Genomic DNA, 16,053 nt, shown 5'->3' on the forward strand with positions numbered 1-16,053 from the left:
AGGCATATACGATGGAGAAGGAAACCACTCAAGAGAACCGTCTGCAAGCTGCGGTGGAGCATCTGTTCCGGCTGATGGATGACCGGTGGAGAGAGGGCATTACGTTGGAGGAGCTGGCTGCGGCCGCCGGCTATTCTCCCTTCCACTTCCACCGGTTATTCCAAGGACTGACCGGTATGACACCGGCGGAATGGCAGCGGGACCGAAGGCTGGATGCTGCGGTCCGCGAACTTCGAAGCAGCCGGCACAGCGCAACCCGCATTGGTTATGACAGCGGCTTCTCTACACAGGAGACCTTCATCCGTTCATTCAAGCGCCGCTATGGAGTTACTCCCGGCCAATACCGAAGGAGGGTGACGGATATCACGACGATGGAACCGAAGATGATTGATATGGAAAGTGTGCTCCTGGCGGGCATCCCTTGCAGCACGGATACCTCGAAGGACAGGAACATAACCGGCGCTTGGGAGAAGTATGACCGTGTAGTCTGCGCTATACCGAACCGCAAGGAAGGCCGGGCCTTCGGACTGGAGCTGTATGAAACGAGCAGCACGCAGCAAGCGAGCAACCACCGGAACGGGGCTTTCACTTATCTTGCCGCCTCGGAGGTGGAGCGCCAAACGGACGATCTTCCCGAAGGAGCTTTCTACAAGCTGCTCCCCGCAGGACGTTATGCCGTCTTCACCCATCGGGGGTCGACGGAGCTGCTGAATGAGACCTTCCGCTTCATCTACGAGGAGTGGCTTCCCCATTCAGGCTGTACGCTGCGTACGATGAACGGCGGAGGCTTCGACCTGGAGGTGTACGACGGAAGGTTCCACCCGACCTCCCCTGACTCCGAGCTGGATCTCTACATTCCGGTCGTCTGATCATCCGAGACGACAAAAAGGGCTTTTCCGCAGGCGGCGATGCCGCTGCCGGAAAAGCCTTTTGTATGACCGTGCAGATGTGATCAAGGGGGAAGGGATATATTCCCAATATAGCCATTACTGCTGTATATTATATGGAGAAGTACATAATCTTACGGACCGGGGATTTTTATGATGAAGGTACTAAAAAGAGCAACAGTAACTTTACTTGTACTGTACTTTATCACTAGTATGGTCTATATGGTATATCAGTATAAAGCGAATAATCTAGCTTCATTATCCAAAGGTACATTAGTATTAACTGTTCCATCCCCTCGCAACGATAGGATACTGAGGTTATATGAAATTAGGAATACAGGAATGTTAACTTCACCGTATTCAATAAGAGGCGAAGTAGAGTTCGAGGATGGAACAAAGAAGACCATCTATTACCAAGATAGTACATCCGCCTCAGAAGGTGAATGGGTAAATAACTACACCGTCGTTATTAATAACATTCCATTGAATATATGGGGATCTAGTTACCAACTTCGAATGAGACCGGAATATAATCAAAGATAAAATCGGATTTGAAAAATAATATTGAAGTGAGGTCGAACATGTCTATAACCCAATGGTCTAGTTTTGTACAAGGACCCCAAACATTAGATTTTACCAGAAAATTGAGATTTAGAGATGAACATAAGGATTTGTTTCTACGTTGTATGGGTTTGGTTGATGGAATGACTATCGTGGATGTTGGTTGTGGACCGGGGACATTGACCAGAAAATTAGCAGGGTGGTTGAATAGCTCCAAAATGATCGGGGTAGACATTGATGCTTCATTTATTGATTATGCGAGAAAAGAAGCATTAAGACAGGGTCACAGGAATATCGATTACATTTGTGGTGATGCCTTACAGCTTCCAATTGTTGCTGACAGCGTAGACGCTTGTACATCCCATACGGTGATCGAGCACGTACCCAACAGACCGTTCTTATTGGAACAAAAGCGAATCTGTAAACCAGGCGGGATCGTTTCTGTCATGAGTGCACGTCCCGATTAATCCATCGATGCATTTGCAGAAGGATTAGTTACAGATCGAGAAAAGGAATTATGGAACCCCATTCATAAAAGCTGTAATGCAAAGGATTGTGAAAGAGGTGTTGGATCATATGCCCTTTCTCCCAGGGATATTCCACTACTATTTGAGCAATTAGGTTTTGTGGAGGTGGAAGTGGACTCTATAGCATTGCCCGTGGCAATCGATAATCCGAGTTTCACCACGGAACAGAAATTAACGATAATTGATAAGGATCGGCACCAGACTTTAGAATCCCTGCAAGTGGGGCTTAACCAATTAGATTATGATTACACTTATGCGGGTGAATTAAGGGCATTAATTAACCGCAGATTTGATCAACGAAAAGAAATGATACTAAATCATGAGAACCTCTGGGACTACAAAGTGCATCTCCTTTTGGTAGTGAAGGGAAAGAAACCTTGAACTGGAGATTTATATAATAGTAGGTTGTGCAAGTACGAGGAGGTTAACAAATGAAATTAAGTGAATTGGCCGCACTTATTCCGAATGCGATTGTCCAGGGAGATGGAGAAGTTAATATTACAGGGATTGCCAATCATTCGCGACGCGTTAAGCCAGGTGACCTGTTTGTGTGCATCTCAGGCATTCCAGGTTATCAGGAAGATCGGCATCCTTATGCCGGTGATGCAGTTGGTGCGGGTGCGGTAGCCGTCGTTGCGGAGCGAGGTATTGAGGTCGACGTGCCCGTGTTGATAGTGAAGGATTCGCAACACGCCCTTGCAATGCTATCCACACATTTCCACGGATATCCAAGCCGAGAGTTAAAGCTGATCGGTGTCACAGGTACCAACGGCAAAACGACGACGGCTCACATGATTGAGGCGATTCTTCGTTATGCCGGAAACAAGACTGGGCTGATGGGGAACTTAGGAACAAAGATTGGTGATAAACAGTTTGATACAGATATCAATACACAGGAACCACAGGTACTTCAGGCTAATCTTCGGCGAATGGTCGATGCGGACTGTTCATACGCCCTGATGGAAGTGACTTCACAGGGGCTTGATGCTGGCCGGGTACTTGGCTGCGATTTTCGTACGGCAGTGTTTACGAACGTCACACAGGACCATCTAGACTACCACGGCACGATGGAGAAATATATCGCTGCAAAAGGACTTTTCTTTTCCCGCCTCGGTAACGGGTTCACTGAGGATCCTAATGCGTGCAAGTTCGCCGTTCTAAACGCAGATGACCCAGTTTCGTCCATTTTTCAGAAAATGACAGCGGCTCATGTACTGACATATGGCATCCGTGAGGAAGCAGACGTACGAGCAACGGATATTCGATTAAGCGCTCAGGGAACGTCGTTCCAGGTTGTTACTTACAAGGGAACAGCTGAAATGAAGATCGGAATGGTAGGCACCTATAATGTCTACAACGCATTGGCAGCAATTACGGCTGCGCTTGCCGAGGGATTAACATTGGAAGTAATTCGTGACGGACTTGCATCACTGCCCGGTGTTTCTGGACGACTAGAGATCGTTGACGAGGGGCAGCCGTTTCTTGTGTTAATAGATTTCGCCCATACTCCAGACGGATTGGACAATGTTCTTCGGGCTGTTCGGGCATTCGCCGAGAAAAGGGTCATCACAGTGTTCGGATGCGGCGGCGACCGTGATCGGACGAAACGCCCTATCATGGGTGGTATTGCGGCTGAATACAGTGACTATGTTGTCGTCACATCCGACAATCCGCGTTCCGAGGATCCCGAATCGATTTTATCCGAGATTGAGGAAGGTCTGCTGAATAAGCAGTATTCTACTGATAGGTACGAATTATTGGTGGATCGCGCCGCAGCTATCGAGCGTGCAGTCTCGATGGCAAATTCGGGGGACGTCGTCATAATTGCAGGTAAAGGGCACGAAACATACCAAATAATGAAGGATGAAAAGATCCATTTTGACGACCGTGAGGTCGCGAGGGACGCTATTCGGGAGAGGAAGGTCGGAATGTCCGGTTAATAGGAGCGAAATTGCTCACTGGGGGGGGAATGGGATAAAGTGTCGGATGACAAGAACATTATCTCGTTAAATGCCGCGTATATCGCGGCATTTTTTCGTATAAGAAAACCCCCAGTTCGACTGGGGGTTGAAATGATCGAGGAACCCTAGTACGAGCGTGCACTCCGTTAGCCTCAACCTTGTGCCGCATCCGTGTTCATGCAGTTAATGGCCCACAGATGGCCGTCCAAGTCCACGAAGCCCCAATGATACATGAACCCATGATCTTCAGGTTCAGCGTGCAATTTCCCGCCCAAGGAGACCGCGGTATTCACGATTTCATCGACCTTTTCCCGACTCTCGAAGGCCAATGCGATCGTCATCTGTGCATACTTGCTCGTATCGACGGATTCCTTCTCCGTGAGCGTATTAAAGAATGCTTGATTGATCAGCATGACCTGCAGGTTGTCGCCGATCACGATGGCTACCGAAGTCTCGTTGTCGGGGAATTGCGTATTGAGCTTGAATCCGAGTCCGGTGAAGAACGCTTTCGATTGTTCTACATTTTTTACAGGCAGGTTGAAGCTCGTGAATGCGGACGTTAACGCCATTTAAAACACCTCTTCGTCAAATAAGTTAGTGTTCATTTAAGCCTTCGTTTATATAGACGACAACCGATCCGGTAATTCATCGGTCTCAATTAGGTTAACAGATCGCATATTCGATCTCAACTCAGCCCATAAGTAACGAAACTTTGGGGCATGGATTGTCGTAAAATACATTGTTAGAAAAAATTTACAGGAAGGGCGTGGCTGATATGTCGATGGGCTTTGATGGACCGCCGTTAATTTTTAAAGCGATGTTTGTCTTGATTCCGTTGATGATAATTGGAATGATCGTCTTTGTCGCAATAAGAGGAATCAATACCTGGGCACGAAATAATGCATCGCCTGTACTAAGAAGGGATGCGACAGTCGTCTCGAAACGAACGAAAGTATGGGGCGGATCCGGAGATTCAAGCGCGAGTACTTCTTACTTCGTGACATTCGAGTTCGACGACCGGTCGCGGCTAGAGCTGCAGTTGAGCGGCTCGGAATACGGGCTTATCGCAGAAGGTGACAGGGGAAGATTAACGAATCAGGGATCGCGGTTTAACTCTTTTCAGCGATGAAGCATTTTAGTGGTATGGACTATTATCGAATAATAGGGAGACTTATCGGATGAGGATGTATACAGACCCTAAAGGTGATGCTTACGAGCAAGTAATAGAGCTGGCGATACAAAACTCGAAGTGGTTTGTGCTCGGGGAGAAGATAGGGAATTCGTTGTATGTGGATCGCAGCCGTTACTCAAGCGTATTGGAAGCGCTGGAGCCATACCTGGTTAAGACAATCGTAACCCAAGATAATTTGGAAGAGGTTATACAACTTAAAAATACATACAAAAGTGCGGCCTTTTATAGCGCGGGAACGTATTATTTTTATAGATGCTGCGAAGAAAGCGGGAATCTTCTGAAGAAAATGGCAACACGCCTGTCAGATTGGATCTATCCAAGCCTGCCGGAAGATTTGTGTTTCTTGAAAGAAGGTGGTGGAGACTATCTTTTTTCCATTGTGCATGAACACATGTATGGTTTGGAAGTAACTGAGGAAGAAGCAATCGAACTGATGGATCGGATCACAGGGTTATTTTTGGAATTAAAGGCTCATCGAGACTTGGATCGTCTGCTGGATGATGCTATTAAGCATAAAACCGATCGGCTGTATATAAGTGGTCACGGGCTGTCAGAGCTGCCTGAGCGAATTCGGGAGCTTACAGAGCTACGTGAGCTAGAGATATTTGAACAGGATCTTTATCGTTTACCGGAAGGATTGTTCGCGTTAAGCAAGCTGGAGCGCTTAACCATCATGACGGCTGATTTAGAGAGTATTCCAGGATCTATAGCCTGCCTGAAGAATCTAAAAGTGCTTAGCATCCATTGTGCGAGTTCGGATCGGCCGGCTCCCGGATGGAGCCCTAAGCCGAGGGAAGCGATTAGCCTAAACCGTATTCCCCAGGAGATTGGAGAATTGGAGCAACTGGAGCGCCTTACGATTCAATACACCTCGATTCAAGAGCTGCCACCTGAACTAGGGAAACTGAAAAACTTGCGAGTCTTGGACTTGGGAATGAGTATGATCCATCAGAAGCCAGATTTTATCCAGGGTATGAAACAACTGAGTTACATCAATGTATCATTGAAGTAGTTAAACGTTTGGAAATTATCCAGGGAGTTGCTTGCCGCGGCAACCAGAAAGAATATCTGTTTTAGACTACACTAACGGGAAAGGCTGGAAATAGGATGAAGCTGGAGATAGTAAAAAAGTATTTTACTCTAACTGAGCAATTTGTGACGGAGGAATCCGATTATACGGACATTTTTCACCCTGACATCGAACAAACGGAGTATCCCAATTGGTTGACTTCACAGCTTATGGTTAGCAATCGGGAGATGCTGTTGAAACGTATGCCTAACGGAGCAAAACTATTGGCATCCCAGCAATATGATATCCAGCGTGCGTATGAAACAGAGGATGCTGTAATAACTGAGGTAATTTGGACAGCTGTAATAGGCAACAATCTTGGAGTTTTTAAAGAAGGCCAAGAATTAAAAGCGTATTTTTGTTGTGTGTTCGAATTTAAGGATGGATTAATTTACCGCCAGCGCAATTACGATTGCTTCGAACGTTTTTAGTCTGTGTGTGAAGTTTATAGATAACCATAAATTGAAAAAAGGCTTGAAGATGACGTAACGTTACCCGATATAATGAGATTCATCGAGAGGGAGGAATACGATGAATCCAAAGATCCGAATCGTAAACGAAGAAATTTTGTCCGATAACTGGTATGTGCTTAAGAAAATTACTTACTTGAGCGAAGCAAGGGATGGTTCCTGGAATAGTCAATCCAGAGAATCATACGACCGTGGGAACGGTGCAACAATCTTGCTCTATAACCGGGAGAAGCAGACGGTTATTTTGACGCGGCAGTTCCGGATCCCGACATACGTGAACGGAAACGAGACAGGGTTATTAATCGAAGCTTGCGCAGGTTTGTTGAACAAGGAAAGCGCGGAAGACAGCATTCGCCGGGAGACCGAAGAGGAGACCGGTTACAGGGTAGCCAACATACAAAAAATCGGCGAAGCCTATATGTCGCCAGGGTCTGTGACGGAAATTTTGCATTTTTTCATCGCGGAATACTCGCCAATTATGAAAATTAGAGAGGGCGGAGGAGTCAAGGAGGAGCAAGAGAACATTGAAGTGCTGGAATATCCCTTTCAGCAGGCGCTCGATATGATAAAAACAGGAGAGATCAAAGACGGAAAAACGATTATGCTGCTTCAATATGCTCAAATCAATCGGCTGCTTGATTCCGTTTTTAGACAGCAGCATATCCTCATCGCAGGACCATACCGTTCGGGAACGGGAGACGATCCGGATTTGATTCATCTGAACATCGAATTTATGAACGATATCGCGCTTCAGGTATATGAGGCGGGTCATTTGCCTGTACTTGGAGAGTGGTATGCACTTCCACTAATCGAGAAAGCAGGTTCACGGCAGATCGGAGATGATATATTTAATCGTATCTTCCATCCATCCTCCGTTCGACTACTGAATCATTGCGATGCGGTTCTTCGAATCGGAGGGCCCTCCCAAGGCGCCGATGAAATGGTGAGCGTGGCACAGGAAATGGGAAAGGTCATCTATAGTGATATAAGAGACATTCCTCGAATCGTATAGATGTGGTTATAGTATGGTTAAAAGAGGAGTCATCCCAGGGGGAGGTACTCCTTTTTTGATGCCATTTGAATAAGCAAGATAACAAACGTTGCAATGGGGGATCTTGTGGATGCCAGCGCGTGAAGATAAAGAATATTGGACGACTGGACAGATCGCGAAACGGACGGGATTGACCCTCCGAACCTTGCGGTATTATGACCAGATCGGGTTGCTGAAACCATCGTATGTTAACCATGCTTCTGTCCGACTTTACGATAAAGATGACCTAGTTCGGCTGCAAAAAATACATGTGCTCAAGTATATCGGTCTGAGTCTTGCCGAAATAAAGCATATCATTCATGAAGGCTCGTTTGTCGAGCAGGATCTAAGAAGCTCACTCACGCTGCAAAAGGAAGTGATACGGAAAAAAGTTGCCCATATGCAATATGTATCCAAAGCAATCGATGAAGCACTAGATGTGCTGGGGAAACACCAAGCAGAAACGGAATGGGATAGCTTGTTCGATATCATTCAGACGATTCATACCGAGAAAGATTGGGGAGAGCAATACCGCAACGCGCTCCGGTTACAGGCCAGAATCCAGCTGTACGATACTTTCAGCGCCAATAAAACCGGATGGCACCGATGGTTCTTCGATCAGCTAAGTTCTGCACCGGATCTAAAAATATTGGAACTTGGCTGCGGAGATGCCACCTTGTGGAGCCGAAATAGGGACAGGATACCGCCATCCTGGAGCATCATGCTTACCGATATATCCTCGGGCATGTTGGAGGCCGCTCGCGCCAATGTAAGAGATATCAGCGGCAGTTTTGCGTTTCTTGTCGCCGACGCGCAATCCATTCCGTTCCACGATGAAGAGTTCGATGTGGTTATTGCGAATCACATGCTTTATCATGTGTTGGATATCGGGCAAGCGCTGACCGAATGTCATCGGGTCCTTAAGAACGACGGTATGCTCTACACCTCTACCATGAGCAAAGCCCACCTTCATGAAATGGAGCAGCTCGCGAGGAAATTCGACTCGGACCTTCGAGTGCTGGATGATGTTATGGAGAGGTTCCATTTGGATAACGGAATGGAGATCCTGTCGTCCCACTTCTCGCTCATTGATTTACTGCGGTATGAAGATCACATGGAGGTAGATGAAGCGGAGCCTCTCATTCATTACATGACTTCAACCCCTATGAACGCAAGAGACTATCTGAAGGGCGATAACTTAAAAGCCTTCAGAGCCTACTTGGATGAGAGGATCCTGGAAGAAAACGGAAGTATCTATATTACGATGGAATCCGGTTTTTTCCGATCTAGGAAGAAATGTTATTCAAGGAGGAAGGTGTGAATTTGATTATATTCATGAATTTTCAATCGATGGGATTGTCATTAAAATCACAACGAGCAGATTGCGGCGGCATCTGCTCTTTTGTTCAACTATTTAAGGATATAACACATAGCACTCGTTTCTCCTGTTTATATTCAAGAATATGGAGGGTATAGAACTTTAGTAAAATACTTATAAATACGCAATTTATGCCTTTTAATTACTTAAGTTGGATTGTATAATAGTTCCAGAGGTGATAACTGATGTTTCAAGAAGACCGGCTGCTTCGGATCCTCGAAAGCCTGAAGCGGCAGCAATCCATGAGTGTTCAAGAGATATGCACCCAGTTTGGAATATCCAGAGATACGGCACGACGGGATATTGTGAAGCTGGTTGGAGAAGGAGTGGTTCAGCGCACGCACGGAGGCATCGCACTTCCCCGGCTGCAGAAGGAGATTGCCTCTTACCATGAACGTCTTGTAGATGGCGCGGACCACAAGAAAGTGATTGGCGCTCAAGCGGCAAGGATGATTAAGGATTATGAGACCATCATTCTCGATGCTTCGACCACTGTTCAATGCGCAGCTGAGCAAATGGAAGCCAAGCATGTGACGGTAATCACCCATTCCATAGACAATATGGGACTCCTGGCCGAACGTGTGGATACCCGAGTCTATGTCCTGGGAGGCTATCTGGATTCCAAAAGCCGATTGTTCACCGGGGCTTCTGTCCTGGAGAAGCTTAGGAGCCTGCATGCGGATAAAGCCTTGATAGGAGCCGCTGCCATAACATCCGACGGAATATTCTACCCCTATGAAGAGGATGTCGTTGTCAAGAGGGAGATGGCCCGCAGATCGGACCAAGTCATAGTAGTGGCCGATTCCAGCAAGTTCGCAAGGAGAGCCATGTTCCATCTGGAGTTTGACTGTATCGACGTTTTAATATCGGACCGTGAGGTGCCTTCGAATATCCGTGAAGTACTGGAACAACATCAAATTACCGTCATTGTATGTGATGCCAAGTCTTATAAAAAGGAGGAATGCTCCCATGAGACAACAAGTGGTGCATAATGTTCAAGCGGTTCTGCCCAAAGGAATTTTGCCTTCGGCCAGCGTTTGGATTCGAGAGGGAGCCATCGAACGGATCGACGAAGGTCGGACAGTGGATTTACACGGATGCTTGGAGGTGATTGACGGGGAAGGCGGGCTTCTGGTACCGGGGATGATCGACGTTCATATACACGGAGCCAACGGCTTCGATATGATGGATGGTACGGAGGAGAGTATCCAGCAGGTGTCGCGAGCTTGCGCAGCAACGGGGTGCACCTCCTTCCTGGCAACGTCGGTCAGCTCATCTCTTGAAGATTTACTGAGTATGGTGCGCAGTGTCCGCAAGGTTGTCGGTTCGGAGGACGGGGCAAAGTTGGCGGGGCTTCATCTGGAAGGGCCGTACTTGAATCCCAAGCGCAAAGGTATGCAGAACGAGAAGTTCCTGCGTCACCCGGATCTCTTGGAGATGGAGAGGATCCTCCTGGAAGCGGACGGACTGATTAGGATGGTCACCATTGCTCCCGAGTTGCCTGGCGGCCTGGAGCTCGTTACCTACCTCAAGCAGAAGGGAATTATCGTCTCCATCGCACACTCAGACGCCACTTACGAAGAGGCCAAGGACGCTTTTAAGGCTGGGGCCAGCCACATCACCCACTGCTTCAATGGGATGTGTCCCATTCACCATCGGAACCCGGGACTGATCGTAGCGGCTTTCGAGGAGGAGCACGTTAGTCTTCAAGCTATCGTTGACTATGTCCATCTGCATCCCGCTATTGTCCGGCTGATGTACCGATTGAAGGGAGCGGACAACATGGTCCTGATTACGGATGCTCTACAGGCCATGGGATTGGGTGACGGCCGTTATCTCTTCGGCGGTCATCATGTGACCGTTGCAGACGGAACAGCGCGCCTACAGGATGGTACACTGGCATCCAGTACGGTCACAATGAACCAGGCTCTCCGGTATGCAGTGGAGCTGGGGATCTCTCTTCCAGATGCCGTTCGGATGGCCTCTTCAACTCCCGCCTCCATTCTAGGGATGAATAATACCGGCTCTATTATTCCCGGTCTAGATGCGGATCTAGTTCTGTTGGATAAGGACTATAGCGTCAAGTGGACCATGGTGAAGGGAAATCGGATCGGGTAAGTCGTCTCCTGAAACCCGACAATTGGGGTGGAGGTCGGTTTTTATGCAACGAGCATCCGGGCAATGATCCCGCAAAGTTTCATAATAGACCAGGTTGTAGCTGAGTTATTTCCTGTAACCTATACGATCAACAACCAAGAGAAGGCTAACCAGGGTCTCAGGTGTGCTTGAATCCAAGATGGATGCACAAATTGGTGCTAATCTGACCTTTGTCGTTAATCAAGGTAAGGAGCTGGGGTTTATTGTTATTGACGGGCGGTATACCGCTGGGATGCATGCATTTGAAATAGTGGGGAACGGGAATTTCAAAGGATTTTCTTCCACTAAGGTTCATGTTGGATACTACAACCGTGTTCTGAACTGATCAACTACAAGATTTGAACAATTTGGCCGAAAGTTTGGATTAAAACCTCATGTTACGGTAGTGACCGCTTCCTTAATCGGGTAGTGGCGCCTGGCGGTGAGAACATAAGGGTTGGAATATTATCTCGCGCAACTCAGGCGGAGAAGGACAAGGCAGCTCAGGTTGCGCCGGACAAGTTAAAGAAGATTCAGGACCGTTTTACCGCAGCATACGGCAAGGATGTACGGGACAAGTGGCTAGCAGAATTCAAGCCGATGGTCTCGGAAGATTTCCTCCTGGAGCAGATCGCCAAGAACGAGTTGGTTACGTCATTCCTCGGATCTCTGATCCGCGAGGTGGACATTCGGTCGAAATACGACCAACCGGATGTGCTATCGAAATATGTGAAGGCATCTTGGGGGATCATCTAGTCAGCTTGCGAGATACCAAGGCTGAAGAACATTGGAGATTTTGATCGGATAGCCGGGGACCATAGAAAGGTTGAGGGCGGCGGCGGATTCGTCAACGGACAGTATTCGTCTGAACTGGGAAAAACTACGGAAGAAATCCGGAAAATTGTCATGAATCAGGCGGACAACGGGGAATGGGAAGTCGTAAAGGGCAGTTCCGGCTATTATGTCATTCGGGTGACTGAGCGTGTGACGCCAAGCTACGAAGAGCTTCGTCCCGTTCTCCATAGCCAAGTCCTGAACGAAGTGAACAAGAAATGGAGTGAGACGAAGCTCCCGAAGCTAATGATCAGTCCTGACCCAAACGGAGATAACGGTTTAGTCAAGGAATGGACGAAATGAGGGAAAATGGTATTTATATTTAGAGCAATATTAGTTCCCATTAAAAGAAAGCCGGTCATGCTCGTATGACCGGCTCTTCCAATTAATCCGTAATATTCCGTGTATAATATTCGATAATATCTTTGCGACGAATAATGCCCAGGAAGACACGATTGTCATCCACAACCGGAACGAAGTTCTGATCGGCCGCCAGTGCCAGCATTTCATCCAAATCGGCACCGATCGCGACACATTCAATTTTCATCCGTTTATTGATGGAGACAATCGGAATCTCATGCATCGTATCAAAATGGAGGCCAGGCGTGGCCTTCATCTTCCACAACAAATCTCCTTCGGAAAGTGTTCCGAAATATACTCCATGGTCGTCCAAGATCGGAATGGCCGAATAATGGCACGCTTCCAATTTGTCTAGGGCTTCTTTCATATTGGAGGATGTCGTGAGATAAGAGACCTCGTTCTTGGGATAAAGAAACGATTTGATGTCCACTGGATCACTCTCCTTTATTCGTATTAACACACATTTTACTGCAGGAAGCATTGGAGAGTCCACAGCTGGAAGTCCACCCTTGAGATTTTCCAAGGCGCGTCATAGAAGTCACTCGTTTATGTTATACTTTGGACGATGATCGTTGACGACTTTCGAGAGGGATGACCATATGCCTCATAAAACGAAGGACCTCGCAAGCGGGATTCCAATCGGAAATATCGGTCCGGATGCTCTCGTTCTGAAAATATTAAAGGTGATTCAGCGTTTTCCCACATTTGAGCCGATACCAATGGTTTACCGAACAGAACGGCAGCGGAGGAAGCCGAGGTGCTGCTCCTCTCCGGACCAATGCCATACCTTAGAGTCAGGGAAGAGAAACGTTTGAACTTGACGATTCATTATGTGCCCCTGACGGATACAGGATTATTCCGGGCGTTGTACCGGCTGAAGAGCCGGCATGGGCTCCATCATCCGATTCGTTTGTCCATCGATACGTTAGGCAACCAGATGGTAGAGAGTGCATTAGAGAAAGCGTAACCGCCGTCTATTATGATGGCTCTCCTAGCGTTCCAAGGGAGGACCTGATCCGATTCCACGAGAGCCATTATGATGAAAACAAAAATTGCCATGCCTCACTAACGGCGGAGGAGTCCGATTCCAAACGAATGGGTGGTTCCGACTGTTCAGAATATTATCGTAGCCTTGGATAGAGCCCTTCTGTCAACCGAGACGCGAAAGAGTAAGGAATTGCAGATTGTGGTCGGAATATTACACTAAAAGCCTGGCGCGGCTGGCGGTTCAAGTGGTCCGTACAGCCGGTCTCGGGAAGCGGGTGATCGGTGTATCCTGGTTTTCGAGCTTGGAGTTAATTTTGATTATGTTTGATAGTTGGAATGGTGCAACTATTTAATAGTTAGTTAGAATAGATAAGGGAGGATGTCGGATGACATCAACCTTATCCCATTCCCGGTTGAATCCCAAAGTTCAGAATGTCCCTTGCTGGGGTAGTGGGACACAATGGGGGGGGACTTGAACCAAGCTAACTCAACAGAAATAACGGACAGGAGACTACCGTTATAATCGGATATTACCTTATATTTCGCCTCCATATTGTGGTAATATATATATTCGGTTTAATTGATGTTTTATTGAAGAAGAAAAGCCATGGTTGATTAGGAATGCTATAGGAAGAAATCAGGTTACTTGTCGAAACTGAACTAACACCCTTGCAAATTATCGTAGCAGTAACTTATGTCGGTGATCGGACATGCAATCTTGCCGACGAGATTGGAACATTAGCGATGGGTAAAAAAACTGCTCTATTTTTCATAGATATGAAGAGAAAATCAAGGGGAAAATTGGGAGGATAAGGAATGCTAAGCAATATCATACCATATAACGATCATTATCATGATGAATTGGTGGATCTTTGGTATCAAGCTGTAGTTCACACTCATACCTTTCTGTCGGAACAGGACATCCAATTTTACCATCAAATCATGCAAAGTGGTGTAATGAGAGAGGTAGAGATCTGGATTGAACTAGGCACAGAGGGACAGCCTGTTGGATTTATGGGGCTTAATGGAACCAAAATTGAAATGTTATTTGTTAAACCAGAAGAACATGGGAGAGGTATTGGCAGACGGTTAATCCAACATGCAATAAAACGAAAAGGACGAAATCTTCAAGTTGATGTAAATGAGCAAAATGAAGCAGCGTTTGCTTTCTACAAGAGGTTAGGTTTCGTTCAGATGGGACGGTCAGAATTGGATTCTTCGGGCCAGCCCTTCCCCCTACTTCACTTAGAAGTGACGAGTAATCAAAAGTTGGGGCTCCTGGATGATGGAATATGAGTGGACAGGCAGATGTTATAGTTAAAAGGGCGAGAAGGGCCAATTGGTCCTTCTTTTTCTTTTTCTTATATATCTAAATGGGTTGGGTCTGTGAAAATAAACGGTGCGGAGGACATGGAGGTTATTTCGAAAACATTAGTATACCTGGGTTCGAAGGCCATGTTTTATAATGGCACGAACTGGCGCATATGGTGAAGTATATCACCTTCGACGGGAGCTGGTTCAGACATGCCGCCGGATAAGCGTCGTACTCCGGTTGAACGGCGGAGGAGGAGAAGTATAAAGCAAAGGAAAAAGTCAGTTATACCCACGAAAAAAAACGAATTCGGTATTGTAATGGTCGGTTAATGCCAATAGTTAAAAAATCCACTAGACATTCGGACGGTAAAAAGAAGGGGCATCGATGCTGGACCAACAGGGAGGACAGGACCGGCAGGTGCAATGGGGCCAGTAGGTCAAGTAGGTGAGACGGGACCGATTGGACCGGCAAGTGCGACGGGACCGTTGGGACCAACAGGTGCGACAGGGGATAGAAGCCGTCGGGGCCTGTGGGAGCCCAGGGACCAACTGGTCCGCAAGGTGCCATGGGGCCGTCGGGGCCCACCGGCGAAGACGGTCTCCAAGGTCCGACCGGACCGCAGGGCGAAATCGGACCAAGTCCGGTGCTGTTGTGCCTATGGATGCAACCGATCCACCTGGTTTTCTATAGGATTGTCTCTTCATTCCGGAGGAACGTCGGGTACTATAGGGGTGAAGTAACTTCACCCTTATATAATTATAAACGTTTGGAGTGTACTCGAAATATATATCACTATGCCCCTTTCGCGAATTAAGCGAGTAGGGGCATTTTTTATAAGTATTCCTTATGTTCGTATTTGGTATTATTAAAGACCCACTGCAAGGGTAGTATTCATCAAGTTAGCCCATGACGTAGCACGAATAATAAAGTAGCATCGGGGAGATGATAACGTACATTACTTTCCATTGAAGGGGGTCGAAGGAATTGTCAGTTCCAACTTTTGAAGATGTAGAGAAAGCAAAACGTGCACTGAGAGATGTACAACACGAGCACTGGTTAAATGATGAGTTATGGAGTTGGAATTGGTGGTTCTTATTAGCACTTACGGTGATCCCTTATTTTATATGGTGGCGGTACGCCGATAAACGTCGCCTTCATCAGATTATTATGTTCGGTTGTCTAATCGCTCTAATGGGGGTAATTGCTAATGAGTCTGTAAAATATTTTGTGTAAACTCTCAAAACCAAATCTAGTAAACTAGAAGGAAAGGTCGGTTTGAGAGGATGACACAGGTGGCACGGTTTAGTAAAGAACAGGTGAAGGCATTCGTAAAGGAGAATAATCTG

General features: G+C 47.0%; 17 protein-coding genes. 15 read left to right on the plus strand and 2 right to left on the minus strand.

Features of this window, described 5'->3' with window-relative positions; genetic code table 11:
• Window positions 1-11 precede the first annotated feature (11 nt).
• The 4 genes from ACSEXW_RS25605 to ACSEXW_RS25620 all read left to right on the plus strand — a co-directional run bounded on the left by ACSEXW_RS25605 (window position 12) and on the right by ACSEXW_RS25620 (window position 3,915).
• Complete coding sequence (locus ACSEXW_RS25605) at window positions 12-869, plus strand: AraC family transcriptional regulator (protein ID WP_438449032.1); 858 nt, start codon at window positions 12-14, stop codon at window positions 867-869.
• Between the two features lie 174 nt (window positions 870-1,043).
• Window positions 1,044-1,430: a DUF5412 family protein gene (locus tag ACSEXW_RS25610; RefSeq protein WP_438449050.1), complete on the plus strand. Its 387-nt coding sequence runs from the start codon at window positions 1,044-1,046 to the stop codon at window positions 1,428-1,430.
• Between the two features lie 38 nt (window positions 1,431-1,468).
• Window positions 1,469-1,915: a class I SAM-dependent methyltransferase gene (locus ACSEXW_RS25615; RefSeq protein WP_438449033.1), complete on the plus strand. Its 447-nt coding sequence runs from the start codon at window positions 1,469-1,471 to the stop codon at window positions 1,913-1,915.
• A gap of 491 nt (window positions 1,916-2,406) precedes the next feature.
• Window positions 2,407-3,915: a UDP-N-acetylmuramoyl-L-alanyl-D-glutamate--2,6-diaminopimelate ligase gene (locus tag ACSEXW_RS25620; protein ID WP_438449034.1), complete on the plus strand. Its 1,509-nt coding sequence runs from the start codon at window positions 2,407-2,409 to the stop codon at window positions 3,913-3,915.
• A gap of 173 nt (window positions 3,916-4,088) precedes the next feature.
• Here the strand turns inward: ACSEXW_RS25620 and ACSEXW_RS25625 are convergent, their stop codons facing one another.
• Complete coding sequence (locus tag ACSEXW_RS25625; protein ID WP_438449035.1) at window positions 4,089-4,505, minus strand: VOC family protein; 417 nt, start codon at window positions 4,503-4,505, stop codon at window positions 4,089-4,091.
• A 269-nt stretch (window positions 4,506-4,774) separates the two neighbouring features.
• On the opposite strand from ACSEXW_RS25625, the gene ACSEXW_RS25630 reads away from it, so the two are divergent.
• The 8 genes from ACSEXW_RS25630 (at window position 4,775) to ACSEXW_RS25665 (ending at window position 11,967) form a co-directional block, all read left to right on the plus strand.
• Window positions 4,775-5,065: a DUF2500 domain-containing protein gene (locus tag ACSEXW_RS25630; protein ID WP_438449051.1), complete on the plus strand. Its 291-nt coding sequence runs from the start codon at window positions 4,775-4,777 to the stop codon at window positions 5,063-5,065.
• 49 nt (window positions 5,066-5,114) lie between these two features.
• A complete protein-coding gene (locus tag ACSEXW_RS25635) occupies window positions 5,115-6,140 on the plus strand; it encodes a leucine-rich repeat domain-containing protein (RefSeq protein WP_438449036.1) in 1,026 nt (341 codons plus the stop codon).
• 95 nt (window positions 6,141-6,235) lie between these two features.
• Complete coding sequence (locus tag ACSEXW_RS25640; protein WP_438449037.1) at window positions 6,236-6,628, plus strand: nuclear transport factor 2 family protein; 393 nt, start codon at window positions 6,236-6,238, stop codon at window positions 6,626-6,628.
• Window positions 6,629-6,728: 100 nt separating this feature from the next.
• Complete coding sequence (gene nudK / locus ACSEXW_RS25645) at window positions 6,729-7,679, plus strand: GDP-mannose pyrophosphatase NudK (RefSeq protein WP_438449038.1); 951 nt, start codon at window positions 6,729-6,731, stop codon at window positions 7,677-7,679.
• 109 nt (window positions 7,680-7,788) lie between these two features.
• On the plus strand, window positions 7,789-9,018 hold the full coding sequence (locus ACSEXW_RS25650; protein ID WP_438449039.1) for a MerR family transcriptional regulator: 1,230 nt from the start codon (window positions 7,789-7,791) through the stop codon (window positions 9,016-9,018).
• A gap of 242 nt (window positions 9,019-9,260) precedes the next feature.
• On the plus strand, window positions 9,261-10,067 hold the full coding sequence (locus ACSEXW_RS25655; protein ID WP_438449040.1) for a DeoR/GlpR family DNA-binding transcription regulator: 807 nt from the start codon (window positions 9,261-9,263) through the stop codon (window positions 10,065-10,067).
• Window positions 10,045-11,193 (plus strand): N-acetylglucosamine-6-phosphate deacetylase, encoded by a 1,149-nt coding sequence (gene nagA / locus ACSEXW_RS25660; RefSeq protein WP_438449041.1) that lies wholly within the window; start codon window positions 10,045-10,047, stop codon window positions 11,191-11,193. Before ACSEXW_RS25655 ends, nagA begins: the two co-directional genes overlap by 23 nt.
• Before the next feature lie 618 nt (window positions 11,194-11,811).
• Window positions 11,812-11,967: a hypothetical protein gene (locus ACSEXW_RS25665; protein ID WP_438449042.1), complete on the plus strand. Its 156-nt coding sequence runs from the start codon at window positions 11,812-11,814 to the stop codon at window positions 11,965-11,967.
• A 463-nt stretch (window positions 11,968-12,430) separates the two neighbouring features.
• On the opposite strand, the gene ACSEXW_RS25670 is transcribed toward ACSEXW_RS25665, so the two are convergent.
• Window positions 12,431-12,835 carry a CBS domain-containing protein gene (locus ACSEXW_RS25670; protein ID WP_438449043.1) on the minus strand — a complete coding sequence of 135 codons (405 nt, stop codon included), beginning with the start codon at window positions 12,833-12,835 and terminating at the stop codon, window positions 12,431-12,433.
• A gap of 381 nt (window positions 12,836-13,216) precedes the next feature.
• On the opposite strand from ACSEXW_RS25670, the gene ACSEXW_RS25675 reads away from it, so the two are divergent.
• From ACSEXW_RS25675 to ACSEXW_RS25685, 3 genes are all read left to right on the plus strand, one after another.
• On the plus strand, window positions 13,217-13,372 hold the full coding sequence (locus tag ACSEXW_RS25675) for a hypothetical protein (RefSeq protein WP_438449044.1): 156 nt from the start codon (window positions 13,217-13,219) through the stop codon (window positions 13,370-13,372).
• Window positions 13,373-14,208: 836 nt separating this feature from the next.
• Window positions 14,209-14,688: an acetyltransferase gene (locus tag ACSEXW_RS25680; protein WP_438449045.1), complete on the plus strand. Its 480-nt coding sequence runs from the start codon at window positions 14,209-14,211 to the stop codon at window positions 14,686-14,688.
• 1,003 nt (window positions 14,689-15,691) lie between these two features.
• The gene (locus tag ACSEXW_RS25685) at window positions 15,692-15,940 is read left to right on the plus strand and encodes a hypothetical protein (RefSeq protein WP_438449046.1); all 249 of its coding nucleotides are present in this window, start codon (window positions 15,692-15,694) and stop codon (window positions 15,938-15,940) included.
• Window positions 15,941-16,053 lie beyond the last annotated feature (113 nt).

Source organism: Oryzibacillus soli, from assembly GCF_051594765.1.
Lineage (GTDB): Bacteria > Bacillota > Bacilli > Paenibacillales > NBRC-103111 > Paenibacillus_AR.

Excerpts from the sequence above, each read along its gene's own strand:
- ACSEXW_RS25680 (WP_438449045.1), top strand. The coding sequence starts at position 14,209 with ATGCTAAGCAATATCATACCATATAACGATCATTATCATGATGAATTG.
- ACSEXW_RS25615 (WP_438449033.1), top strand. The coding sequence starts at position 1,469 with ATGTCTATAACCCAATGGTCTAGTTTTGTACAAGGACCCCAAACATTA.
- ACSEXW_RS25650 (WP_438449039.1), top strand. The coding sequence starts at position 7,789 with ATGCCAGCGCGTGAAGATAAAGAATATTGGACGACTGGACAGATCGCG.
- ACSEXW_RS25610 (WP_438449050.1), top strand. The coding sequence starts at position 1,044 with ATGAAGGTACTAAAAAGAGCAACAGTAACTTTACTTGTACTGTACTTT.
- ACSEXW_RS25625 (WP_438449035.1), bottom strand. The coding sequence starts at position 4,505 with ATGGCGTTAACGTCCGCATTCACGAGCTTCAACCTGCCTGTAAAAAAT.
- ACSEXW_RS25655 (WP_438449040.1), top strand. The coding sequence starts at position 9,261 with ATGTTTCAAGAAGACCGGCTGCTTCGGATCCTCGAAAGCCTGAAGCGG.
- ACSEXW_RS25640 (WP_438449037.1), top strand. The coding sequence starts at position 6,236 with ATGAAGCTGGAGATAGTAAAAAAGTATTTTACTCTAACTGAGCAATTT.
- ACSEXW_RS25665 (WP_438449042.1), top strand. The coding sequence starts at position 11,812 with ATGGTCTCGGAAGATTTCCTCCTGGAGCAGATCGCCAAGAACGAGTTG.
- ACSEXW_RS25630 (WP_438449051.1), top strand. The coding sequence starts at position 4,775 with ATGATAATTGGAATGATCGTCTTTGTCGCAATAAGAGGAATCAATACC.
- ACSEXW_RS25605 (WP_438449032.1), top strand. The coding sequence starts at position 12 with ATGGAGAAGGAAACCACTCAAGAGAACCGTCTGCAAGCTGCGGTGGAG.
- ACSEXW_RS25620 (WP_438449034.1), top strand. The coding sequence starts at position 2,407 with ATGAAATTAAGTGAATTGGCCGCACTTATTCCGAATGCGATTGTCCAG.
- ACSEXW_RS25635 (WP_438449036.1), top strand. The coding sequence starts at position 5,115 with ATGAGGATGTATACAGACCCTAAAGGTGATGCTTACGAGCAAGTAATA.
- nagA (WP_438449041.1), top strand. The coding sequence starts at position 10,045 with ATGAGACAACAAGTGGTGCATAATGTTCAAGCGGTTCTGCCCAAAGGA.
- nudK (WP_438449038.1), top strand. The coding sequence starts at position 6,729 with ATGAATCCAAAGATCCGAATCGTAAACGAAGAAATTTTGTCCGATAAC.